Source organism: Burkholderia sp. BCC0322 (assembly GCF_902833045.1).
Classification (GTDB): domain Bacteria; phylum Pseudomonadota; class Gammaproteobacteria; order Burkholderiales; family Burkholderiaceae; genus Burkholderia.
The window spans coordinates 346,030-361,028 of record NZ_CADFDU010000006.1 but is presented as its reverse complement, the minus strand read 5'-3'; the positions used below and the strand labels follow the sequence as shown (position 1 = coordinate 361,028).

Annotated in this window: 30 protein-coding genes and 2 tRNA genes; 9 read left to right on the top strand and 23 right to left on the bottom strand. The window is 60.7% G+C overall.

The window, feature by feature from the left end; all coding sequences use genetic code 11:
- Nucleotides 1–57: 57 nt before the first annotated feature.
- The 12 genes from HWX39_RS20080 to HWX39_RS20025 all read right to left on the bottom strand — a co-directional run bounded on the left by HWX39_RS20080 (nucleotide 58) and on the right by HWX39_RS20025 (nucleotide 7,315).
- Complete coding sequence (locus HWX39_RS20080) at nucleotides 58–270, bottom strand: hypothetical protein (RefSeq protein ID WP_175969670.1); 213 nt, start codon at nucleotides 268–270, stop codon at nucleotides 58–60.
- A complete protein-coding gene (locus HWX39_RS20075) occupies nucleotides 267–1,163 on the bottom strand; it encodes a ParB/RepB/Spo0J family partition protein (protein WP_175969669.1) in 897 nt (298 codons plus the stop codon). The genes HWX39_RS20080 and HWX39_RS20075 overlap by 4 nt, the downstream gene beginning before the upstream one ends.
- On the bottom strand, nucleotides 1,160–1,483 hold the full coding sequence (locus HWX39_RS20070; protein ID WP_175969668.1) for a helix-turn-helix transcriptional regulator: 324 nt from the start codon (nucleotides 1,481–1,483) through the stop codon (nucleotides 1,160–1,162). Before HWX39_RS20070 ends, HWX39_RS20075 begins: the two co-directional genes overlap by 4 nt.
- Nucleotides 1,480–2,322 carry a hypothetical protein gene (locus HWX39_RS20065; protein ID WP_175969667.1) on the bottom strand — a complete coding sequence of 281 codons (843 nt, stop codon included), beginning with the start codon at nucleotides 2,320–2,322 and terminating at the stop codon, nucleotides 1,480–1,482. The genes HWX39_RS20070 and HWX39_RS20065 overlap by 4 nt, the downstream gene beginning before the upstream one ends.
- Nucleotides 2,323–2,698: 376 nt before the next feature.
- The gene (locus tag HWX39_RS20060; protein ID WP_175969666.1) at nucleotides 2,699–3,349 is read right to left on the bottom strand and encodes a hypothetical protein; all 651 of its coding nucleotides are present in this window, start codon (nucleotides 3,347–3,349) and stop codon (nucleotides 2,699–2,701) included.
- Nucleotides 3,350–3,366: 17 nt separating this feature from the next.
- The gene (locus tag HWX39_RS20055) at nucleotides 3,367–4,017 is read right to left on the bottom strand and encodes an AAA family ATPase (RefSeq protein WP_175969665.1); all 651 of its coding nucleotides are present in this window, start codon (nucleotides 4,015–4,017) and stop codon (nucleotides 3,367–3,369) included.
- Between the two features lie 163 nt (nucleotides 4,018–4,180).
- Complete coding sequence (locus HWX39_RS20050; protein WP_175969664.1) at nucleotides 4,181–4,606, bottom strand: hypothetical protein; 426 nt, start codon at nucleotides 4,604–4,606, stop codon at nucleotides 4,181–4,183.
- Between the two features lie 89 nt (nucleotides 4,607–4,695).
- Nucleotides 4,696–5,226 (bottom strand): hypothetical protein, encoded by a 531-nt coding sequence (locus HWX39_RS20045; RefSeq protein ID WP_175969663.1) that lies wholly within the window; start codon nucleotides 5,224–5,226, stop codon nucleotides 4,696–4,698.
- A 10-nt stretch (nucleotides 5,227–5,236) separates the two neighbouring features.
- On the bottom strand, nucleotides 5,237–5,521 hold the full coding sequence (locus HWX39_RS20040; RefSeq protein ID WP_175969662.1) for a helix-turn-helix domain-containing protein: 285 nt from the start codon (nucleotides 5,519–5,521) through the stop codon (nucleotides 5,237–5,239).
- Nucleotides 5,522–5,544: 23 nt separating this feature from the next.
- On the bottom strand, nucleotides 5,545–6,312 hold the full coding sequence (locus HWX39_RS20035) for an ATP-binding protein (RefSeq protein ID WP_175969661.1): 768 nt from the start codon (nucleotides 6,310–6,312) through the stop codon (nucleotides 5,545–5,547).
- On the bottom strand, nucleotides 6,309–7,097 hold the full coding sequence (locus HWX39_RS20030) for a hypothetical protein (protein WP_175969660.1): 789 nt from the start codon (nucleotides 7,095–7,097) through the stop codon (nucleotides 6,309–6,311). Before HWX39_RS20030 ends, HWX39_RS20035 begins: the two co-directional genes overlap by 4 nt.
- Entirely contained in the window at nucleotides 7,094–7,315 is a 222-nt protein-coding gene (locus HWX39_RS20025; protein WP_175969659.1) for a transcriptional regulator, read from the bottom strand. Before HWX39_RS20025 ends, HWX39_RS20030 begins: the two co-directional genes overlap by 4 nt.
- A 160-nt stretch (nucleotides 7,316–7,475) precedes the next feature.
- Here HWX39_RS20025 and HWX39_RS20020 point away from each other — a divergent pair, with 160 nt between their 5' ends.
- From HWX39_RS20020 to HWX39_RS20010, 3 genes are all read left to right on the top strand, one after another.
- Nucleotides 7,476–7,868 (top strand): helix-turn-helix transcriptional regulator, encoded by a 393-nt coding sequence (locus HWX39_RS20020; protein WP_175969658.1) that lies wholly within the window; start codon nucleotides 7,476–7,478, stop codon nucleotides 7,866–7,868.
- Nucleotides 7,869–8,313: 445 nt separating this feature from the next.
- Nucleotides 8,314–8,387, top strand: a tRNA-Gly gene (locus HWX39_RS20015).
- Nucleotides 8,388–8,391: 4 nt separating this feature from the next.
- Nucleotides 8,392–8,481 (top strand) — tRNA-Tyr (locus tag HWX39_RS20010).
- Nucleotides 8,482–9,111: 630 nt separating this feature from the next.
- Here HWX39_RS20010 and HWX39_RS20005 read toward each other — a convergent pair.
- The 4 genes from HWX39_RS20005 to HWX39_RS19990 are packed head-to-tail and all read right to left on the bottom strand — an operon-like array spanning nucleotide 9,112 to nucleotide 10,217.
- Entirely contained in the window at nucleotides 9,112–9,456 is a 345-nt protein-coding gene (locus HWX39_RS20005) for a hypothetical protein (RefSeq protein WP_175969657.1), read from the bottom strand.
- Nucleotides 9,432–9,815, bottom strand: a complete 384-nt coding sequence (locus tag HWX39_RS20000; RefSeq protein WP_175969656.1) for a hypothetical protein — start codon at nucleotides 9,813–9,815, stop codon at nucleotides 9,432–9,434. The genes HWX39_RS20005 and HWX39_RS20000 overlap by 25 nt, the downstream gene beginning before the upstream one ends.
- An 11-nt stretch (nucleotides 9,816–9,826) precedes the next feature.
- Complete coding sequence (locus HWX39_RS19995) at nucleotides 9,827–10,009, bottom strand: hypothetical protein (RefSeq protein WP_175969655.1); 183 nt, start codon at nucleotides 10,007–10,009, stop codon at nucleotides 9,827–9,829.
- Between the two features lie 25 nt (nucleotides 10,010–10,034).
- Nucleotides 10,035–10,217, bottom strand: a complete 183-nt coding sequence (locus HWX39_RS19990; RefSeq protein ID WP_175969654.1) for a hypothetical protein — start codon at nucleotides 10,215–10,217, stop codon at nucleotides 10,035–10,037.
- A gap of 254 nt (nucleotides 10,218–10,471) precedes the next feature.
- Between HWX39_RS19990 and HWX39_RS19985 the strand changes: the two genes are divergently transcribed.
- From HWX39_RS19985 to HWX39_RS19965, 6 genes are all read left to right on the top strand, one after another.
- Nucleotides 10,472–10,825 carry a hypothetical protein gene (locus tag HWX39_RS19985; RefSeq protein WP_175969653.1) on the top strand — a complete coding sequence of 118 codons (354 nt, stop codon included), beginning with the start codon at nucleotides 10,472–10,474 and terminating at the stop codon, nucleotides 10,823–10,825.
- A gap of 12 nt (nucleotides 10,826–10,837) precedes the next feature.
- Nucleotides 10,838–11,509, top strand: a complete 672-nt coding sequence (locus HWX39_RS19980; protein WP_347879582.1) for an HD domain-containing protein — start codon at nucleotides 10,838–10,840, stop codon at nucleotides 11,507–11,509.
- Complete coding sequence (locus HWX39_RS19975) at nucleotides 11,509–11,739, top strand: hypothetical protein (protein ID WP_175969651.1); 231 nt, start codon at nucleotides 11,509–11,511, stop codon at nucleotides 11,737–11,739. The genes HWX39_RS19980 and HWX39_RS19975 overlap by 1 nt, the downstream gene beginning before the upstream one ends.
- Nucleotides 11,736–12,113 (top strand): hypothetical protein, encoded by a 378-nt coding sequence (locus HWX39_RS19970; protein ID WP_175969650.1) that lies wholly within the window; start codon nucleotides 11,736–11,738, stop codon nucleotides 12,111–12,113. The genes HWX39_RS19975 and HWX39_RS19970 overlap by 4 nt, the downstream gene beginning before the upstream one ends.
- On the top strand, nucleotides 12,110–12,241 hold the full coding sequence (locus tag HWX39_RS36670; protein ID WP_279613095.1) for a hypothetical protein: 132 nt from the start codon (nucleotides 12,110–12,112) through the stop codon (nucleotides 12,239–12,241). The genes HWX39_RS19970 and HWX39_RS36670 overlap by 4 nt, the downstream gene beginning before the upstream one ends.
- A gap of 128 nt (nucleotides 12,242–12,369) precedes the next feature.
- Nucleotides 12,370–12,561 (top strand): hypothetical protein, encoded by a 192-nt coding sequence (locus HWX39_RS19965; RefSeq protein ID WP_175969649.1) that lies wholly within the window; start codon nucleotides 12,370–12,372, stop codon nucleotides 12,559–12,561.
- Here HWX39_RS19965 and HWX39_RS19960 read toward each other — a convergent pair.
- The 7 genes from HWX39_RS19960 to HWX39_RS19930 all read right to left on the bottom strand — a co-directional run bounded on the left by HWX39_RS19960 (nucleotide 12,529) and on the right by HWX39_RS19930 (nucleotide 14,997).
- Nucleotides 12,529–12,732 (bottom strand): hypothetical protein, encoded by a 204-nt coding sequence (locus tag HWX39_RS19960; protein ID WP_175969648.1) that lies wholly within the window; start codon nucleotides 12,730–12,732, stop codon nucleotides 12,529–12,531. The genes HWX39_RS19965 and HWX39_RS19960 overlap by 33 nt on opposite strands.
- A gap of 539 nt (nucleotides 12,733–13,271) precedes the next feature.
- Nucleotides 13,272–13,643: a helix-turn-helix domain-containing protein gene (locus HWX39_RS19955; protein ID WP_279613094.1), complete on the bottom strand. Its 372-nt coding sequence runs from the start codon at nucleotides 13,641–13,643 to the stop codon at nucleotides 13,272–13,274.
- Between the two features lie 36 nt (nucleotides 13,644–13,679).
- Nucleotides 13,680–13,898: a hypothetical protein gene (locus tag HWX39_RS19950; RefSeq protein ID WP_175969646.1), complete on the bottom strand. Its 219-nt coding sequence runs from the start codon at nucleotides 13,896–13,898 to the stop codon at nucleotides 13,680–13,682.
- A gap of 18 nt (nucleotides 13,899–13,916) precedes the next feature.
- A complete protein-coding gene (locus HWX39_RS19945; protein WP_175969645.1) occupies nucleotides 13,917–14,129 on the bottom strand; it encodes a hypothetical protein in 213 nt (70 codons plus the stop codon).
- Between the two features lie 134 nt (nucleotides 14,130–14,263).
- On the bottom strand, nucleotides 14,264–14,482 hold the full coding sequence (locus HWX39_RS19940) for a hypothetical protein (protein WP_175969644.1): 219 nt from the start codon (nucleotides 14,480–14,482) through the stop codon (nucleotides 14,264–14,266).
- A gap of 27 nt (nucleotides 14,483–14,509) precedes the next feature.
- Entirely contained in the window at nucleotides 14,510–14,725 is a 216-nt protein-coding gene (locus HWX39_RS19935) for a hypothetical protein (protein ID WP_175969643.1), read from the bottom strand.
- 128 nt (nucleotides 14,726–14,853) lie between these two features.
- Nucleotides 14,854–14,997: a hypothetical protein gene (locus tag HWX39_RS19930; RefSeq protein ID WP_175969642.1), complete on the bottom strand. Its 144-nt coding sequence runs from the start codon at nucleotides 14,995–14,997 to the stop codon at nucleotides 14,854–14,856.
- Nucleotides 14,998–14,999 lie beyond the last annotated feature (2 nt).

Sequence of the window (14,999 nt, the reverse complement as noted above, 5' to 3'; positions counted from 1 at the left end):
GTGGGGATTATCATATGCCAAATACGCCCTTCACGGTAGTATTTGGCGGCGAATTTTTTACGCCGAAAGTCGCTGGCGCGCCCGCTCCGCGTTGCGTTCACGCTCTTCCGTTTCGCGGCGCTCACGGTCGACCGCATGCACAAGCGTTGTAGCGAGTTTCATGTGTTCGCGTGCGAGCGCCGCGGTGTCAGGCGTACAGCCGTTGCACATCGTTTCGCCAAGTTTCGCGAGACACTGTTGTGAGCGGATCAGGAGTTCTGCGGTATTCATTCGGTTGCTTCCTTGTTCGATTGGTTGTTGTATTCGATCGCCGCGTCGATCGCGTTGCGCGGGTTCCCTGCCTGGAACATCGGATAGCTGTTCTTATCGAAAACCGCATACTGCGGATCGTCCGAAATCTGCTTGATGTAAGCCCCGGTTTCGATCAGGAAATCGAGCCGAGCCGTATCGGCGTGCGGTTTCTTCGGCTTCGGCTCGCCCAAGTGCTTTCCGGTGATGCGCGTCTTTCCCGCCGCGGCGGCCGTTTCCTTCGCCTCCTGGAGCTGTCCGACTGCATGCGTACCGTGTTCCTTGATCGTCTTGATTGCTGTCGTCGCGGAAACCTCGCCAGCCGACACCATGTCGCGAATCTGCGTCGGCGCCGCAATGAGCGTGAGGGCGTTTTGCACCTTCGTGATCGAGTAGCCGGTGCGTCGGGCGATTTCCTTCTCTGCGATGCCGCGGCCGATCAGTTGCTTGATGACGATCGCCTCGCCCATCGGCGTCAGGCGCTTCCCGTTATTGTTCAGGATCAGGCCGAAAATCCGATCGTCCTCGTTCGTGCCCTTCTGCTCGGGCATAAACGGGATCTGCTCGATCCCCGCGCCCTCGCTGTTTGCGAGCAAGGCGGCCTCGTATCGCGAGTGGCCGTCCGAGGGAACGGCAAGCCCTTCCGGCGTGATGACGCCGACGAGCGGCTTGTGACGCAGCCAGCCGTTAGCCTTCATCGAGTCGGCGATTTCACGCACGTGCGCCGGGTAGTCCGGATCAGCCTTTCGTGCATCGTTGAACCCTTCTCGGATTCGGACGATGCCGAGCGGGATCATGTAAGCGTCCGGGCGGCCCGTGGCGACGCTGCGAATCACTTCTCGATTTCCGGCGACGAGTTCGTTGATGTCATTCATGGCTGCGTTCCTTGTTCGTGTTTGTCGGCGATCCAGTTGAGAATTTGGATAACCGTCTTGTGAATCGTTTTGCTAACGGGCCGCTGAATCGGCGGGCTTGCGAGCTGCTCGGCGAGAAACAGGATCGACGACATCGGCACGCTGAACGCGTCAGCGTACTTCTGAAGCATTTCGACGCTCGGCTGGCGCTTGCCGCTTTCGAGCATCGAAATCGTCGGTTCGACGACGCCCGTTCGTGCGCTCACTTCCTTTTGCTTCAGGTCGTGGTAGACGCGGATCAGGCGCAACGCCTCGCAGATATTCGGTTTCTCGCCGCTCATGCTCGGGCCTCGATTTTTCGGATTGCTTCGAGGACGGCGCAAACGTGGCGGATGTTCGTGTACCGCTTCGCGTTTTCGCTGAGTGCGTCAACGATTTGCTGCGCGGTCGGCAGGCCGCCTTGTGCTGGCTGTTGCGCGGGTACGTGCTCGTGCATGTCAGAATTACGCACGACAGACATGGCCCGATCAAACGGTTTCGTATCCACCAGATCGAGCAAATCAGCGTCGTGAGCCGCGGGAACATGTGCGGCGACTCGCGGATGCGGCGGAGCGTCTTCCTCGACGCTCGTCTCTGTCGTCGCCCACCCTTGCGGCGCTTCGTTTTCTCGGGGCGGGATATAGACCGGCTTTACCTGCGCGGCTTGCGCGGCCGTCGCTGCGGCGAGCTGCGCTTGCAGCTCTTCGTTCTTTCGGCGCAACTCTGCCGCTTCTGCTTCCGCCTTCTCGCGCTCCGCGCGCAATGCGGCTTCACGCTCTTTGCGCTCCGCTTCCTCGCGATCGCGCCTTTCCTTTTCCTTGCGCTGCTCTTCGGCCTTGATCTGCTGATCGTATGCCGTTTCGAGCGACGCAATCTCCGTCGTGATGGTCGCCGCCTTGTCGTCGACAGCTCGGCCAGCTTCGAGAATCGGAGCTTTCAGTTTTTTCCGGATGTCCTCGACGCGCAGTCGATAACCTTTCACTTCTGCTCGGTCCTTGCGGCATGCTGCCATGCCCGCGGCGGTTTTCACGTCGTGAATGACGCCCTCATGCCGCTTGCGAAGCTCTTCGAGCGCCATCGTGACCGGATCGAATGCCGAAAGATCCGTCAAAGTTACTGCCGTCGTTGTCGTCGTTTCCATGTTCGTTTGCCTCGTTCTCGTGCGCGGGATAGCGTTCGTCGTAAAAATCCGGATCGCCTGGGTGTCTCTGCTCTCCGTTTGCGCGATACCAGCACTGCTTACTACCCCGTCTGTGCATCGCGCCGGACATCAGGCCGCCCCAGGCGTATCCCGCACACATGCAGCCCATCGCGCGGGTGTTCCGTCGCTGCATCCACGGGTCGATCCGGTAGTCGTCGTGACCACAAGACCGACACTTAGGAATTCGCTTGTATTGCTCAGGAGTCCGATTAAAAACTCTTCTGGCTTCGCACTTTTTGCACCGCACGTGATACCGCGCCACTTCGCCGCCCTCCCATGTGCGGCGGCATCAGCCGCCGCGACTCATCTGCTCCCGTTAGAAGGGAATGTCGTCCGGTGCCCCGCCGTGGCCGCCGTAATAGTCATCCTCTGCGCCGCGGGATCCAGCCGGGCGCGAATGGCCGTTCGTCCGTTTCTTCAGCGGACGATCGCGCAGCGACTCGATCAGGTACGGGAGCTTTTCCGGACGAGTCTTGCGGTCGAGAATCTCGCTCGCCACCAGCTCGTCAGACGAGCGAAACACGGCGTTAAGGCGTGCGCCCCATCCCGTTCCGCCGCCGTCGCGCTCGTACTCTTCCATGATGAAGAGGCAGCCAATGTCTTTGTTGAGCAGGTCGACGAACTGCTCGCCGTCCCGCTCGACGACGCCGCCCGCCTCTTTGTCATACTCCTGGATCTTCGAGCGCTTGGGCTGAATCTCCCGGATCCCGAGGACCGTCATGATCGACACGACGATGCCGTAATCGCGCAGAAGCTCGCCATCTTTCTTGCGGGTGTAGAGCGAGAAATTCGACAGAACGCCGTCATGCCCCTTGAAGGAAAATCCGATCCCTTCCGTTCCGGTGCTTGCGACGATGCGCTCGGCCTTCGTGAACTGACCGACATACTTGCCCTTCTCGTTGACGAAGTTCGTGCGATTCTCCGCTTCGCGTGCGGCTTGGGCGCTCTCTCGTGTGACTGCGTACATGGCTCGTTCTCCTGTGGTTAAGCCGTTGCGTGGATGTCGTAGAACTCGCAAATCGCGTTATCAACGGCCGCGAGATCGTTCGGGATTGAGTCAGACTCGAACATGCCTTTCGGGCTCTTGCACGTCGTCCGTCCGTTGTTCTGCGTGACGAACCGATAATCGTGATCCAGTACGTCGGTTTTCAGGACAATCGTCACCATGCCTTCGAGGCAGATTTTTTCGTCGAGCATCCGTCCGATCGTCTTCATCTTCGTGCGCCCGTCGTCGCTTGTCTCGACGTGGCTCAGGACGTACACGCGGACGTGTTCCGGCAGGTCGTTCGCGGCGGTGATGATTTCCCACATGTCGCGACCGATTTCGGTGAACTTGTCGAATCCCCGCTCTTCGCTGCGGCGCATGAACGCGTTCGCCATGATGTATTGCGCATCGTCGATGACGATGATCGGGCGACGCGTGCGACGCATTGCGTCGATGATCTTTCGCGCGTCATCCATGCACAGCACGTTTCCGCTCGTGTTCTCGCGCGTCAGGTAGCCCCATTTCGTCGATTTGAACGGAAGGCGCTTCCGGATCGACTGAATCAAAAGGGTCTGCGTCGGGTCGAGGTTCTCCATCGACGTGCTTTTCCCGGTGCCAGATTCGCCGAGGATGAAAGTTACCGTTGCCATGTTCGTGTGCTCCCGTCAGTTCCGTTTGCTCTCGTTCGTCCTGTTCCTGCCGCCTGTTGTCGCCGTCGTCGTCATCCATGCCAACTCCCGAGCGAGTCGTGTGCGGCAATCGCCGCGATGAAGATCGCGAATGCGGCACACGCGATCCACTCGATAACCCGGCTCATTTGAAAATCCGCCCGAGCAGTTGAGTCGCCCGACGGCTCAGGACGTGGAGCCAAACTCCGTTGCCCTTGCACTCTTCCGACACGTCGCGAGCGAGTGACAGATAGTCGACGAACGATTTAGCGAGTTGAACTTGACGATCGATCGCAAGCGAATTCGCGAGCGCTTCATCGAGTGCGGCGAGCGTTTCCGAAGACTTGGCCGCGCGGTGCGCTGCGATTGCGGAATCCAGAATTGCGAGCCCATGCGCGCGGGCCGCGATCGTCATTTCAACCATCCGCGCGTCAACCGGAAACTCTCCCGGAAAGATATAATTTCCGACGCATTCCCACTGCGGAGCAACGCTGCGGTCGCTTTCCCGGCGCGACGCGAAGGCCGCGCCGGATCTTCTTCTCAGTACGTCGTCAAAGGGGGTTACGCTCATTTCGTGTGCTCCCGTGTGGTTCGTGCTGCGTTGGTATGAATACTATCTGCACGGTAGCATTTAAGCAAGAAGAAAATTTGCGCCTTTGACTATTTTTTTATCGCCTCGCGCTGCGGGGGCAGCCAGCCCTGCGCCTGGAAGGCCGGACGCAGCATGTCGACGGTTTCACGACGCAGTGCCGCCACTTCGTCCTGGACACGCTTTGCTACCCGGAAGACGGTAGTTTTCCCGACGCCTGCCTCGTTCGCGATGTCCTCAAGACTCCGGCAGTACGTTTCCCCAAACTCGAATTCACGTTTGATGACAGCGCGCACGAGCGCCGTGTTCCTGTGCGCCTTATTGAAAAATCCGGAAAGGAAATCGAGCGACGCGTCTCGGGCCGCCCCTGCGCCGTCGTATGTGCATGTCACCCATGCCGAATGGTGCGGCGCCAGTGCTTCGCCGACTGCCTTCGCGATCCAGACTGCCTGGGCGAGTCGATCGGTTAGCGACACCTTTTCGGTGACGGTGCTAGCCGACGTAGGGACGCCATAGGCCGGGCATTTCACGCCGCATACGGCGAGCGTGTTGTAAGTGCTTTCGAGTGCTTTGTGTACGCTCAGAAACGGGTATTGGCTCATGGCTTCTCGGTCAGTTCGTCAGGAGGTCGGGGGCGATTCGAACGGGCTTGCCCGATCGGCCGGTGATCGGGTCTTTGCGGGGTTCGTCTTCGACGACGAGTCCCTCATCTTTTAGCGTTCCGATCCGGCCGCAAATCGACTGAATCGACAGGCCAAGGATTCTGGAAAGCTCATTCCGCGTGAAGCCCTTCAGCGGGTTCCCTTTCAAATGGTTGAGCACGACGAGAAGCTGGTTTTTCTCGCGCCCCTCTCTTCGTAGTGCTAAATAGGATTCAATGCTAGTAGCTGCGATCATGGATTGCCCCTAGGTTGATTCGGTCAGAGAAGGTCGCCGATGTCTCTCGCTTGGCGTCTGTAGGATTGCCAGTCGCACGAGATAAACGCGGCGCGCTCGCGTAGACGATCGGCGATGCGATCGCCTACGTATGCGCCGAGTTCAGTTGCGGTCAGGTTGCTGAGAAGTAGCGCCGGGCGAGCGTCCCGATACCGCCGATCGAAGACATTGAACAGGTGCGTTTGAACGTCATCCGACAGCTTCTGTACGCCGAGTTCGTCGACGATCAGAAGGTCAACGGATCCAATGACGTCCAGCATCGCACCCGGCCCAATTGGCGAATCCTGGCGCATCGCATCGCGCAGCTTCGTCACCATGTCCATTGCGGTCGTGTACATGACCGTGTGGCCGGACGCGGAAACGTGCTGTGCGGCGGCGATTGCAAGATGCGTCTTGCCGGTTCCCAAGCCGCCGCACAGCGCCAGCATCGTCCCCTTCTTCGCATATCGGTCGAAGCCGCCTGCAAAGCGACGGGTCGTGTCGAGAGCTTTTTGCTGGCTCGGCTCGGTGGCGATGTAGCTCTCGAACGTGCGATCGAGAAAGCCGTGCGGTATACCAGCTTGCTTGATCTGGCGTTCGAGGCGTTCTTGTCGCGCGCGGGTTTCCTTTGCTACGCGCTCACGTTGCTCGCGCTCGTCTTCGTCGGCGACGCACTTCGGGCATTTGCTCGGGCGGAGCACCAACCGCCCGATCGAAATCGAGCGAGCCGGGTATTCGCCGTGCTTCTCGCAAAACAAGGTCGGCACGTTCATAGCAGCATCCCCGAGCCGTCAACGCCCTGCCCGTAGTCCTTACCTCTGACGCTATGGGCGCCGGTCGAGCGCGACGGTTGCGCGGCAGCCGGTCGATCGTTCGTTAGCCAGTCAGACTTGAAACTGCCCCAGCCTCGCACGCATGCGTACTTCACGGCTTCAGCCATCGAGATACCCGCCTTCTCGGCTTCGCGCGCAACGCCTTCGAATGCCGTGACAGTCGGCGCCAGCCTCTTCGCCTTCCGGGTCTTCAGCCAGTCATCCGCCACCTTGGCTTCAACGCCCATCGACACAAGATGCGCTTGCGCATCGAAGCGCTCTGCGCGTTCAGTGTTTCTAGAAGCCTTTACAGTCTTTTTCTTAGAGTCAGTATTATCTAGTGTCGGATTTTCCGGATCTGGCTTTTCCCTGTTTGGGATTTCCCGGATTTGGGTGTCCCCTGCCTGATCCGGATTTTCCGGATGAGGCCCCGCGCCTTCCTGGTCGGACGTTTGCGGCTCGTCGTAGACCATGTAATCGAGGCTGCCGTCGCAGTTCTTCTGCTTCGACATGTACCCGGCGCCGATCAACTCGTTGATGATCGAATACACGCCGTCACGCCCCGTAGGGCGCGCGGATGGCTTGGTGAAGTTCACGAGCGCCTCGACCGAGACGCGCCAGTTATCCGGCTTCGCGAGGAGGAAAACGAGCATGCCTTTCGCCGACCACGAAATGCGCTGGTCGTTGGCGAGCACGTTGTCGAGCATGTAAAAGCCGCGGTCTTTCTGTCTCGAGCGGACAATCATGCCGCGCCCCTCTTCGGGCCTTCGAGCAGCGTTATGATGTCCATCGTCTGCCCAGTGATGCGCGTGCCGTGCTCCGACAGCTTCTTCGCAAGGTCATAGCTCGGTCTTTTCCGACCGTGCGCGATGTGCTTGAAATACGGGAATGTCGTCTCCGCTGCATCGCAGACTTCGACGACCTTTTTTGACCCTACCGCCTTCCAAAATGCCATAGCATCCATATGGGTTCCCTCCCGTTGGAAATATACCCATATGGTAGCATTTTACGGAGGGCCGCAGCAACCATCCTGCCTCAATCCGCCAATCCATCCCCAATATAGTACCTTTATGGTAACTTGCTTGTGTAAAATACTCCCCTTTTGAGTTCACTTGGAGTGAAGAATGGACATCAGCGAGATTCGACGGCGGAACTACGAATTCTTGTTCGAGCGGTTCAAAGAGGCAGTCCGGGCGGAATCCGGCGGCCCAGAGGAAGCGCCCGAACATGGGATGCTAAAACGGTTCGCTGAAAAGATAGGCGTTTCCCAGGCTTACATGTCACACATCAACACGGGATACAAGCCGATCGGGGCGCGCATGGCCCGGAAGTTCGAGCATGGGCTAAGTTTGCCGGATGGATGGATGGATCATGTCCACGACGAAACGTCGACGCGATCGCCGGAGGAAGAAGCTTTTATTGCTGCCGCCCTGGAGTTGTATCGCGAGTCGCCGACCGATGCCCAGGCTGCGCTGCTGAAAGCTTTCGCCGCGAAACTCCGCACTGGAGCAAAGTAATCCCTGACTGCGCGGCAAACTTTGCGTCGTATGCAAACTGTTGTTGCTTGTATACTATCTAATTGGTATTATATTCAGACCGTTTGGAAGAGACGGCAACCACATGCGAGGGCAGAAGTGCAAACTGTAACCACGATTACAAGTGAAAGAAGAACGAATGACGGGGTAGCGTCGGCGATTGGAGCAAGCAAGGCGCCACGCGGGGAAGCGAGCGAATCCGAATTTATCAAATTACTTTCAGCCATCCCGGAGGAAGAGCGGGCGGCGGTGCTTGCGGGCATCGAGCGAGCCGTGCGAGCAAATACTATCATTACGATATAAATATGTTGACGGGGTGGAACGAGTCCACTATAGTTTGACTACCGTGGCAGTAGTACGCAAAAGATGAGACGGACAGATTTGTAGGGGCGAGCACTCGAAAGATGCTCGCCCCTTTTTCGTTTCTGCGGGCGTGGCCGAATGGTCAGGCAGCGGCCTTCCAAGCCGTTCACACGAGTTCGATTCTCGTCGCCCGCTCCAGTTTGGACGTATAGCGCGTAAGTGGAAGCGCCCCGGTCTGTAAAACCGGATCCCTCAGGGGACTTGAGAGGTTCGATTCCCTCTGCGTCCACCAAACAAGTCCCGAGTAACTTGCGCGCCGCTACGTGCGAGCATCGGGCCGCCTCGCCCTCGTAAGGGGCGCCCTTTGGGAAGCCCGCTGTTCCGGGTGCAATGCTCGACCTGTCGCTGTCTTGTGCGTGCCAGGACGCGCAAGGCGACGCGGCGGGCTTTCCAAGGGGCTTCATAATCGCCAGAACCGGCGAACGACATGCGACAGCGGGGTGCGCTATGAAGTAGCGTCGATCGACACAAACCGATCTCAGATAAGCGAATACGGCTGCACACACAATAGAAAACCAGATGTCGAGGTTTTCATGAAGTGACGGAAACGCGCGAACGCGCTTGATGTGTCCATGTGACGTTAAAACTACGATTGCCCGTCTGTGTGTCGGGCTACCCAATCCCTTAGATCGACTCCCCTCGCCGCGCTATTGCGCACCGCCCGGCGAGACGTTTCGTGCGGTGAGCGGGCCTAGAGGTAAGTGAGATAGCGGGGGCTTCCTGCAGGCCCGCATGCGGCGCCGAGCCCGTCGCCCCCGCACGTCTCAATCGTTCCAATACCGATCATCCGCTTTTTGGCGGGCGATTTCGTCGCGTTCCTCGTTCGTGAGGGGCGTTTCGTCGTAATCGTCTGCGTCGTCGTTCACGGTGATGCTCCGATCGCCTTCGCTGCGCGCTGCTGTAGCGTGATGACTGCTTCCGGGTTGTGGATCAGGTCTTTCCCCCACGACACGAGCGCCCGAGCGATGGCGTGCAGTTCCTTCGCGTTCTCGATAGTTGCTCGCCTGTCGAGGACGGCTTGCGACACCTTGCGCGGCGCCGGTTTGTTCGCTTCGAGTGCGGCTGCCAGCTCTGCGCTACCGCGTTTGTCGAGCGAGGTGATGTAGAACGATTTCGGGCGCCGGGCGTAATCGCCAGCGTTGCCGAATATCGTTCTGTGCATGTTGACGAGCGTTTCTTTGCTCAGGTCGTCGAGGTCTGGTCGCATAAAAGTTCCATTTGTTCGAAAGGCATGTCGGGCCACGTGAGCGCGCCCTTGCTTGCGTTTGGGCGCCAGTGGATGACGCGCATGTTGCCGTGCCAGTGCAGGCCGGAAACGGTCTTGCCACGCAGCGGCACGATGTGATCGACGACGTGAAGCTCGCCGGTTTCGCGCGTGAGGCGTCTCGCCTCTTCGTGCAGCGCTTCGATCGCGGCGTGGTCGACCCAAGGCGGCGTCGCTCGGCGCTCCTGACGGCTGCGAAGTGTGCTGCGCTTCTTGCCGCCCGGCGCTTTGGCGGGCCGCGTCTTGCGGATCTCGAACAGCGGCCCCGCATGGAAGCCGCCGACGAGCGGAAGGGATCTCATTGCGCGCTGCCTTACCAGCGTGCGGCCATGCCGCCGAGCTGAAACAGGCGTTTTGCTGCTGCCTCATTCCAGCCCGGCAACGCGAACCACTCGCCCCATTTGCGAGCGGCGCGGGCTTCGTGTGCGCACGCCAGCATTTCGCGGCGCAGGAATTCTTTGCGGGTCGGCTTGATCTGCGGCTTTTGGTGCGTCATGTCGTTCCCCTTGGTGGGCAGTTGATCAATAGCCGAGCCAGTCGCGCGCGGCCTTCAGCGTTGCCGGGATCGTTGCGTACTCGGTGAACACGCCGCCCTTCGCGTCGACTGCGATGCACGACACGTTCAGCGTGCCGTCGCCGTTGTCGACGGTCGGCTCTGCGGTGTCGTGGCCGTCGATCCAGGCGATCAGGTTTTGCGTGTTCATGTCGTGCCCCGTGTGCGTTGTCGATGTCTCAAATACTACCGTTTAGGTATTCGACAGTCAACAGGAATTTTCGCTGTTCATTCGTTAGGAGAAACCCTCATGTATGCGCGCATTTCGGAGTACTGGCGACGCGTGTTCGGCGAGCGCTTCCACGCGGCGATGCACTTTGCGGGCTTCCCGACGACGGGGCGCGTTCCGCTCGGCGCTCATGGGCTGCTCGCTTTCCACCCTCACCACGTAGGAGCCGCGGCGCAATGAATCCCTCGCAGGTAGCAAAAATCCTTCACGAAGTGGCGCGCGCCCAGGGCGAGCGCGGATTGCTGCAATGGGAATTCGAGTCGCCCGACTACCGCGAGCGGGTGTCGCGGCTTGTCGGTCAGGTGCTCGACGGGAAGATCGCGCCCGAACAGTGCTTCAACGGCGACCCGGTGCGACAGGCCGTCGTGATTGCCTGCATGGCGCCCGTGCTCGACGCGCCCGAGGCTGGCGACGAACAGGGCTATAAGGAACGCGAGAAGCAGCGCGAGAAGGCCGAGCGCGGCGTCGATCGCGGCAGAAATCCGGGTGAATGCGTGACGGTGGATCCTGCCGCCTACGTGCCCGCGTAATCCCCGCGCCTGATGGCGCACAACCGGCGACGATTCGCCAAAGAGGTCGATATGGATCAGCTTGTCGAGAAGGCCCGCGCATTTGCACATGCTGCGCGCGCAGGTAGCATCTGCAAATACACGGGGCGCGACATGATTTCGCGGCACGCAGACATCGCGAACACGCTCGCGGTGCATCGTGCGTCACCCGAACTGGTGGCCGCTGGCTGGCTGCTCGACATCCACACGGATACCGACGTGCCGCTCGGCATGGTCGAGCACTTCTTCGGCCCGGCCGTGGCGATGCTCGTCCGCGATGCGTCGCACTACGGCTACGAGAACATGTCGACGGCGAACCGTGCCGAGCGGATGGCGATCGAGCGTGAGCGGATCGCGGATGTCTGCGAAGAAGGCCACGGCAACGCGGTGCGCACGCTCAAGCTCGCATACATGATCGTGATGACGCGCTTGATCGTCGCGTGTGACGCCCGTTTCGCCCACACATACATGCGTGAGGTGCGCCGCGTGCTCGGGCTGCTCATCGGCGGCCATACTGGCCTGTTCTTGCTGCTCGCCAGTCAGGTCGAGCAGTACTTCGCGCCGACTGCTGCCGCCGAGGCACCGCCCGCCGCGAGTAAATTCGGCTTGCTCCGATCGCCTGCACGGTATATCCAGCTCGTTGACAGCCCGTATCCTCTGCACTGATGACGACGGCACGCCAAACCGCCCAGGCGCTCCAAGCGGACATCGATCGCAGCGTGCCGCGCCTGCACGACTGCACGCACGGGATCGGCGAGGCGCTGAACACGCTCGATGAGGGGCGCGTTCTGCCGCGCGATTCCGAAATCACAGTCGAGACTGCAATCGCCTGTTGGCGAGCGGTCGAGTACGTGCGAAATCTGCCGGGCATGTTCCCGGAAAGGTTCAGGCTATGAGGATCAGCCGAGAATTCACGCTGCACGAGATCATGGACATTCTCGCCGAGCATATGGGCGGTGCCCTGGTGCGAGGCTATTCGATGGAGTGTCCGCGGGGCATGTCTGTCGTGGTCAAGATCGAATGCGAGACATTTCCGGAGCATCCGGCGCGCTCGCCCGCGATCGACTGGTGCGCTCGCGAGCTGGCCCGCTCTCGCCGTCCTCTGGCGCCGGATTATGGCGCGGCGATGTGGGCGGGAATTCGCGCTGCTCGACAAGCGGCTGACGACGATTGGCACAAACGCGAGATTCGGGCGGCCCGTCACCTTGAGCCGCTCGGGCAGTTCGCCGCAAAGCGTATCCTCGCGGCCGTGATGGAGATGAGGCCATGAGCTTCTGGCAAGCGGTACAGATGGGCGCAGGCTTCGGCGTAGGCGCGACGGGCGTTCAACTCGCCTTCGCGCTCTTCCGATCCGTGCTGCGCACTGCGAAGGCCGTCCGCGAGCTGCGGGCGGGCTGACGATCATAGGGAAGGGGCGAGCCCTTCGACGGCTGCGCTACCCCGGATGACTCGATGAGCCCGGCGAACGTGCGCGCGCCCTCCTGCTCGTGCCCTTCCCTCCCTACAGGATCCACATGAACGCATACATGAACCCCGCGCTCGACGCGAAGGGACGGACGCTGCGCGCTCCGCGTCGGCTCGTGAAAGAGCATCGCGACGGCTGGCTGCTGCGCACCGGGCGCACGGACGGGATGGCGGTCGGCGTTGTCGGCTTCGTCGAGCCCGATTGCGTGTATGAGCTGCGGTTACGGCTGTTGGAGCGACGGCAGCCGCACTAACTGGCTAGGCGCGTACTTCTCAATCACGAGCAAGGCGTTGTTGAGAGACTCATCGATCGCGCTCAGGCGGGCGCGTGCAGACGGGCTGCGGCTTGCCTGCTGCGCCTCAAGAACGCCTATGCTCGCTTCGAGGATGTGCGCCTTCAGCGCGTGAATGTCGAATTCGTTCATGGCGCGCTCCGGACGCGGGCAGACGGGCTTTCAGTGTAGGCGATGCCGAGCGGGCGGGGAGTGAAAACGACAAGTTTCGCGCCCCTCTTCCCTGTCGGCCTCACGCCGAATCCGGAATCAACCGCATGGTCAACAGCCGTTTCGATTCTTCGCTGTTCCCCTCTTCCGAGCCAACAGTCGGCGAATATTTCGCTGTTACCGGCATGAGCGTGCGGAGACTGTTCGGGCTCGATGGCCGCGTCGTGTCCTTTCCTACCGAGCCGGAACGCGTCGAGCGCCCGAGTCACGAACTCGGTTGCGCTCCTGGCGCGCTCCCGGCTCGGTCCTACCTGCCGCACTACGCGCCGAAGTCTCGGTGCTTCGCGTGCGGCGGCGAAGTTCGCGCCGACTGGCGCTGTTCGTTCTGCGGACGCGACAACGGATAGTTGCCCGTCCGCGCTGGCTCTTCTGTTCGCGTATCGCTGCATGGTGCGCCCTCTCTGTTCGTTGCCCGCTTTGTAGCGGGGACAGATGAATACTACCCGTTAGGTAGTATCTCGTCAACAGGCTTCAGCAACTTTTTCTGTGGCCGCATGGCGGCGATACTCGCTCGGCGATTGCCCGAGCGTGCGCCGGAACGTGCGCGCCAGATGCTCGCCGCTGCCGAAGCCGCTGTATCGGGCGACGGACTTGATCGATAGCTCGGTGTCGATCAGCAGACGACGGGCGCGCATGATCCTCGACTTCGCAATGTAGTCGCTCGGCGGCATGCCGATAGTGCTCGTGAAGTGGCGCAGGAAATTGCGCTCGCTCATCGCGGCGACGGCCGCGGCCTGCGCGATGGTGATCGGACGCTCGCAGTTCGCAGAGATCCAGGCGGCAGCGGCCCTGACGCGCTCGTGCGCGGGCCGCTCGAAGAATGGGGCATCCATAGCGTGTGATTGCATGGCGCCCAGGCGGGCGCGGTTTTAGGCTGCGGCCTGCATCGTGGCGCGCAGTTCCTTCGCCCATGCGTCGCGCTGCTGCGCGGCCCGGACGAGTTCAGTCGTGCGGATTTGCGCCTTTAGTGCGCCGAGCTGGTCGCCCCGCTCTTTCGCATCGCGCGCGATCCGACGATTGCATGCGGCGAGTGTGCGGTAATGCTTCGCCTCGGCGCGCATGCGCGCGATTTTTGCTCTCGTGTCCATGTGTGCCCCGTATGGTTGTCAAACGTAGCCGAGCCGCTTTGATGCTGCGAACGCAGCCTGTGCGGCCCGCTCGATCTCTTTCTCGTTCTCGATGCGCCACGGGCAGTCATCGCACGTCCACGGGTGCGCGTGATCGCAGTCGAATTCGCCCCAGTAGTCACGGCTCCCGCCGCATCCCCGTGCGACGACGCGCGCGTATCCGGGCGTCCCTTGCTTCGGTTCGTAGCTCATCGTCATCCTATTCGCAGTACTGACGGCCATCGTCAGGCAGCGCCACACGCTGCGATCAACCCGCGATGTTCTGCGGGCGACGTGAAAGATTTCGGCCTAGCGGTCAGATTGCCCGCCGTAGCGGGAGCGGTTGTTCAACGTCGATGTGCGTATGTCGAAGCCGCGAATGGCTCGTGATCTTTCGGTTCGATACGCTGCACGGATCCGGCCGGAATAAGGAATACGGCGTCCAAGCAATATCCTGCGAACTGGTCGCGCGCTTCCCACTCGATGCGCGATGCGCCGTCTCGCTGAGCCGACCAAGCCATCGTTGCTCGCGAGCGGTATTCGTGATGCTCATGAATGTGGATCATGGTTTTCTCCTGTAGCGGGGGCGGTTGTTAGGCGATGACGCTGCGGATGTAGTCGGGGTCGCCCTCAATCCAGATTCCGACTACCGCGTCTTCGTCAAACGCAGTGGCTTGGCCGTCCTCGTGAAACGTGTCCGCGAAAAGAGCTTCACATGCGGACTCGGCGCGTTCTTTCGTGCGCGCAAAGCACTGCATAAGGACACCCTTTCTTTGGCTGGTCACAGCGACCAGATAGCTAGTTTTCACGGTCTTTCTCCTGTAGCGAGAGCGGTTGTTAGGCGACATGCGCCCAAGCCGCGCCGATCAAGAAGCCGATAAAGCCGCCGACAACGAAGGCAAGAGAGACAGCGGCTCCGGGGTACCGGTCGAAAAATTTATTGCGCTTCATATTTCGCGATCAGCGCCATTGCTTGCTTTGCCACGGCGTCACGGCCCGCCAGCTTGGCGACCAGCAGAACCGTGCGGGCTTGCTCTGCGTTCGTGACCGTGTATCCCATCAGCGTGTATGCGGTTTGCATCG

Coding starts and splice junctions, on each gene's coding strand:
- HWX39_RS20080 (WP_175969670.1), bottom strand. CDS start 270: ATGAATACCGCAGAACTCCTGATCCGCTCACAACAGTGTCTCGCGAAA.
- HWX39_RS20075 (WP_175969669.1), bottom strand. CDS start 1,163: ATGAATGACATCAACGAACTCGTCGCCGGAAATCGAGAAGTGATTCGC.
- HWX39_RS20070 (WP_175969668.1), bottom strand. CDS start 1,483: ATGAGCGGCGAGAAACCGAATATCTGCGAGGCGTTGCGCCTGATCCGC.
- HWX39_RS20065 (WP_175969667.1), bottom strand. CDS start 2,322: ATGGAAACGACGACAACGACGGCAGTAACTTTGACGGATCTTTCGGCA.
- HWX39_RS20060 (WP_175969666.1), bottom strand. CDS start 3,349: ATGTACGCAGTCACACGAGAGAGCGCCCAAGCCGCACGCGAAGCGGAG.
- HWX39_RS20055 (WP_175969665.1), bottom strand. CDS start 4,017: ATGGCAACGGTAACTTTCATCCTCGGCGAATCTGGCACCGGGAAAAGC.
- HWX39_RS20050 (WP_175969664.1), bottom strand. CDS start 4,606: ATGAGCGTAACCCCCTTTGACGACGTACTGAGAAGAAGATCCGGCGCG.
- HWX39_RS20045 (WP_175969663.1), bottom strand. CDS start 5,226: ATGAGCCAATACCCGTTTCTGAGCGTACACAAAGCACTCGAAAGCACT.
- HWX39_RS20040 (WP_175969662.1), bottom strand. CDS start 5,521: ATGATCGCAGCTACTAGCATTGAATCCTATTTAGCACTACGAAGAGAG.
- HWX39_RS20035 (WP_175969661.1), bottom strand. CDS start 6,312: ATGAACGTGCCGACCTTGTTTTGCGAGAAGCACGGCGAATACCCGGCT.
- HWX39_RS20030 (WP_175969660.1), bottom strand. CDS start 7,097: ATGATTGTCCGCTCGAGACAGAAAGACCGCGGCTTTTACATGCTCGAC.
- HWX39_RS20025 (WP_175969659.1), bottom strand. CDS start 7,315: ATGGATGCTATGGCATTTTGGAAGGCGGTAGGGTCAAAAAAGGTCGTC.
- HWX39_RS20020 (WP_175969658.1), top strand. CDS start 7,476: ATGGACATCAGCGAGATTCGACGGCGGAACTACGAATTCTTGTTCGAG.
- HWX39_RS20005 (WP_175969657.1), bottom strand. CDS start 9,456: ATGCGACCAGACCTCGACGACCTGAGCAAAGAAACGCTCGTCAACATG.
- HWX39_RS20000 (WP_175969656.1), bottom strand. CDS start 9,815: ATGAGATCCCTTCCGCTCGTCGGCGGCTTCCATGCGGGGCCGCTGTTC.
- HWX39_RS19995 (WP_175969655.1), bottom strand. CDS start 10,009: ATGACGCACCAAAAGCCGCAGATCAAGCCGACCCGCAAAGAATTCCTG.
- HWX39_RS19990 (WP_175969654.1), bottom strand. CDS start 10,217: ATGAACACGCAAAACCTGATCGCCTGGATCGACGGCCACGACACCGCA.
- HWX39_RS19985 (WP_175969653.1), top strand. CDS start 10,472: ATGAATCCCTCGCAGGTAGCAAAAATCCTTCACGAAGTGGCGCGCGCC.
- HWX39_RS19980 (WP_347879582.1), top strand. CDS start 10,838: ATGGCGCACAACCGGCGACGATTCGCCAAAGAGGTCGATATGGATCAG.
- HWX39_RS19975 (WP_175969651.1), top strand. CDS start 11,509: ATGACGACGGCACGCCAAACCGCCCAGGCGCTCCAAGCGGACATCGAT.
- HWX39_RS19970 (WP_175969650.1), top strand. CDS start 11,736: ATGAGGATCAGCCGAGAATTCACGCTGCACGAGATCATGGACATTCTC.
- HWX39_RS36670 (WP_279613095.1), top strand. CDS start 12,110: ATGAGCTTCTGGCAAGCGGTACAGATGGGCGCAGGCTTCGGCGTAGGC.
- HWX39_RS19965 (WP_175969649.1), top strand. CDS start 12,370: ATGAACCCCGCGCTCGACGCGAAGGGACGGACGCTGCGCGCTCCGCGT.
- HWX39_RS19960 (WP_175969648.1), bottom strand. CDS start 12,732: ATGAACGAATTCGACATTCACGCGCTGAAGGCGCACATCCTCGAAGCG.
- HWX39_RS19955 (WP_279613094.1), bottom strand. CDS start 13,643: ATGGATGCCCCATTCTTCGAGCGGCCCGCGCACGAGCGCGTCAGGGCC.
- HWX39_RS19950 (WP_175969646.1), bottom strand. CDS start 13,898: ATGGACACGAGAGCAAAAATCGCGCGCATGCGCGCCGAGGCGAAGCAT.
- HWX39_RS19945 (WP_175969645.1), bottom strand. CDS start 14,129: ATGAGCTACGAACCGAAGCAAGGGACGCCCGGATACGCGCGCGTCGTC.
- HWX39_RS19940 (WP_175969644.1), bottom strand. CDS start 14,482: ATGATCCACATTCATGAGCATCACGAATACCGCTCGCGAGCAACGATG.
- HWX39_RS19930 (WP_175969642.1), bottom strand. CDS start 14,997: ATGCAAACCGCATACACGCTGATGGGATACACGGTCACGAACGCAGAG.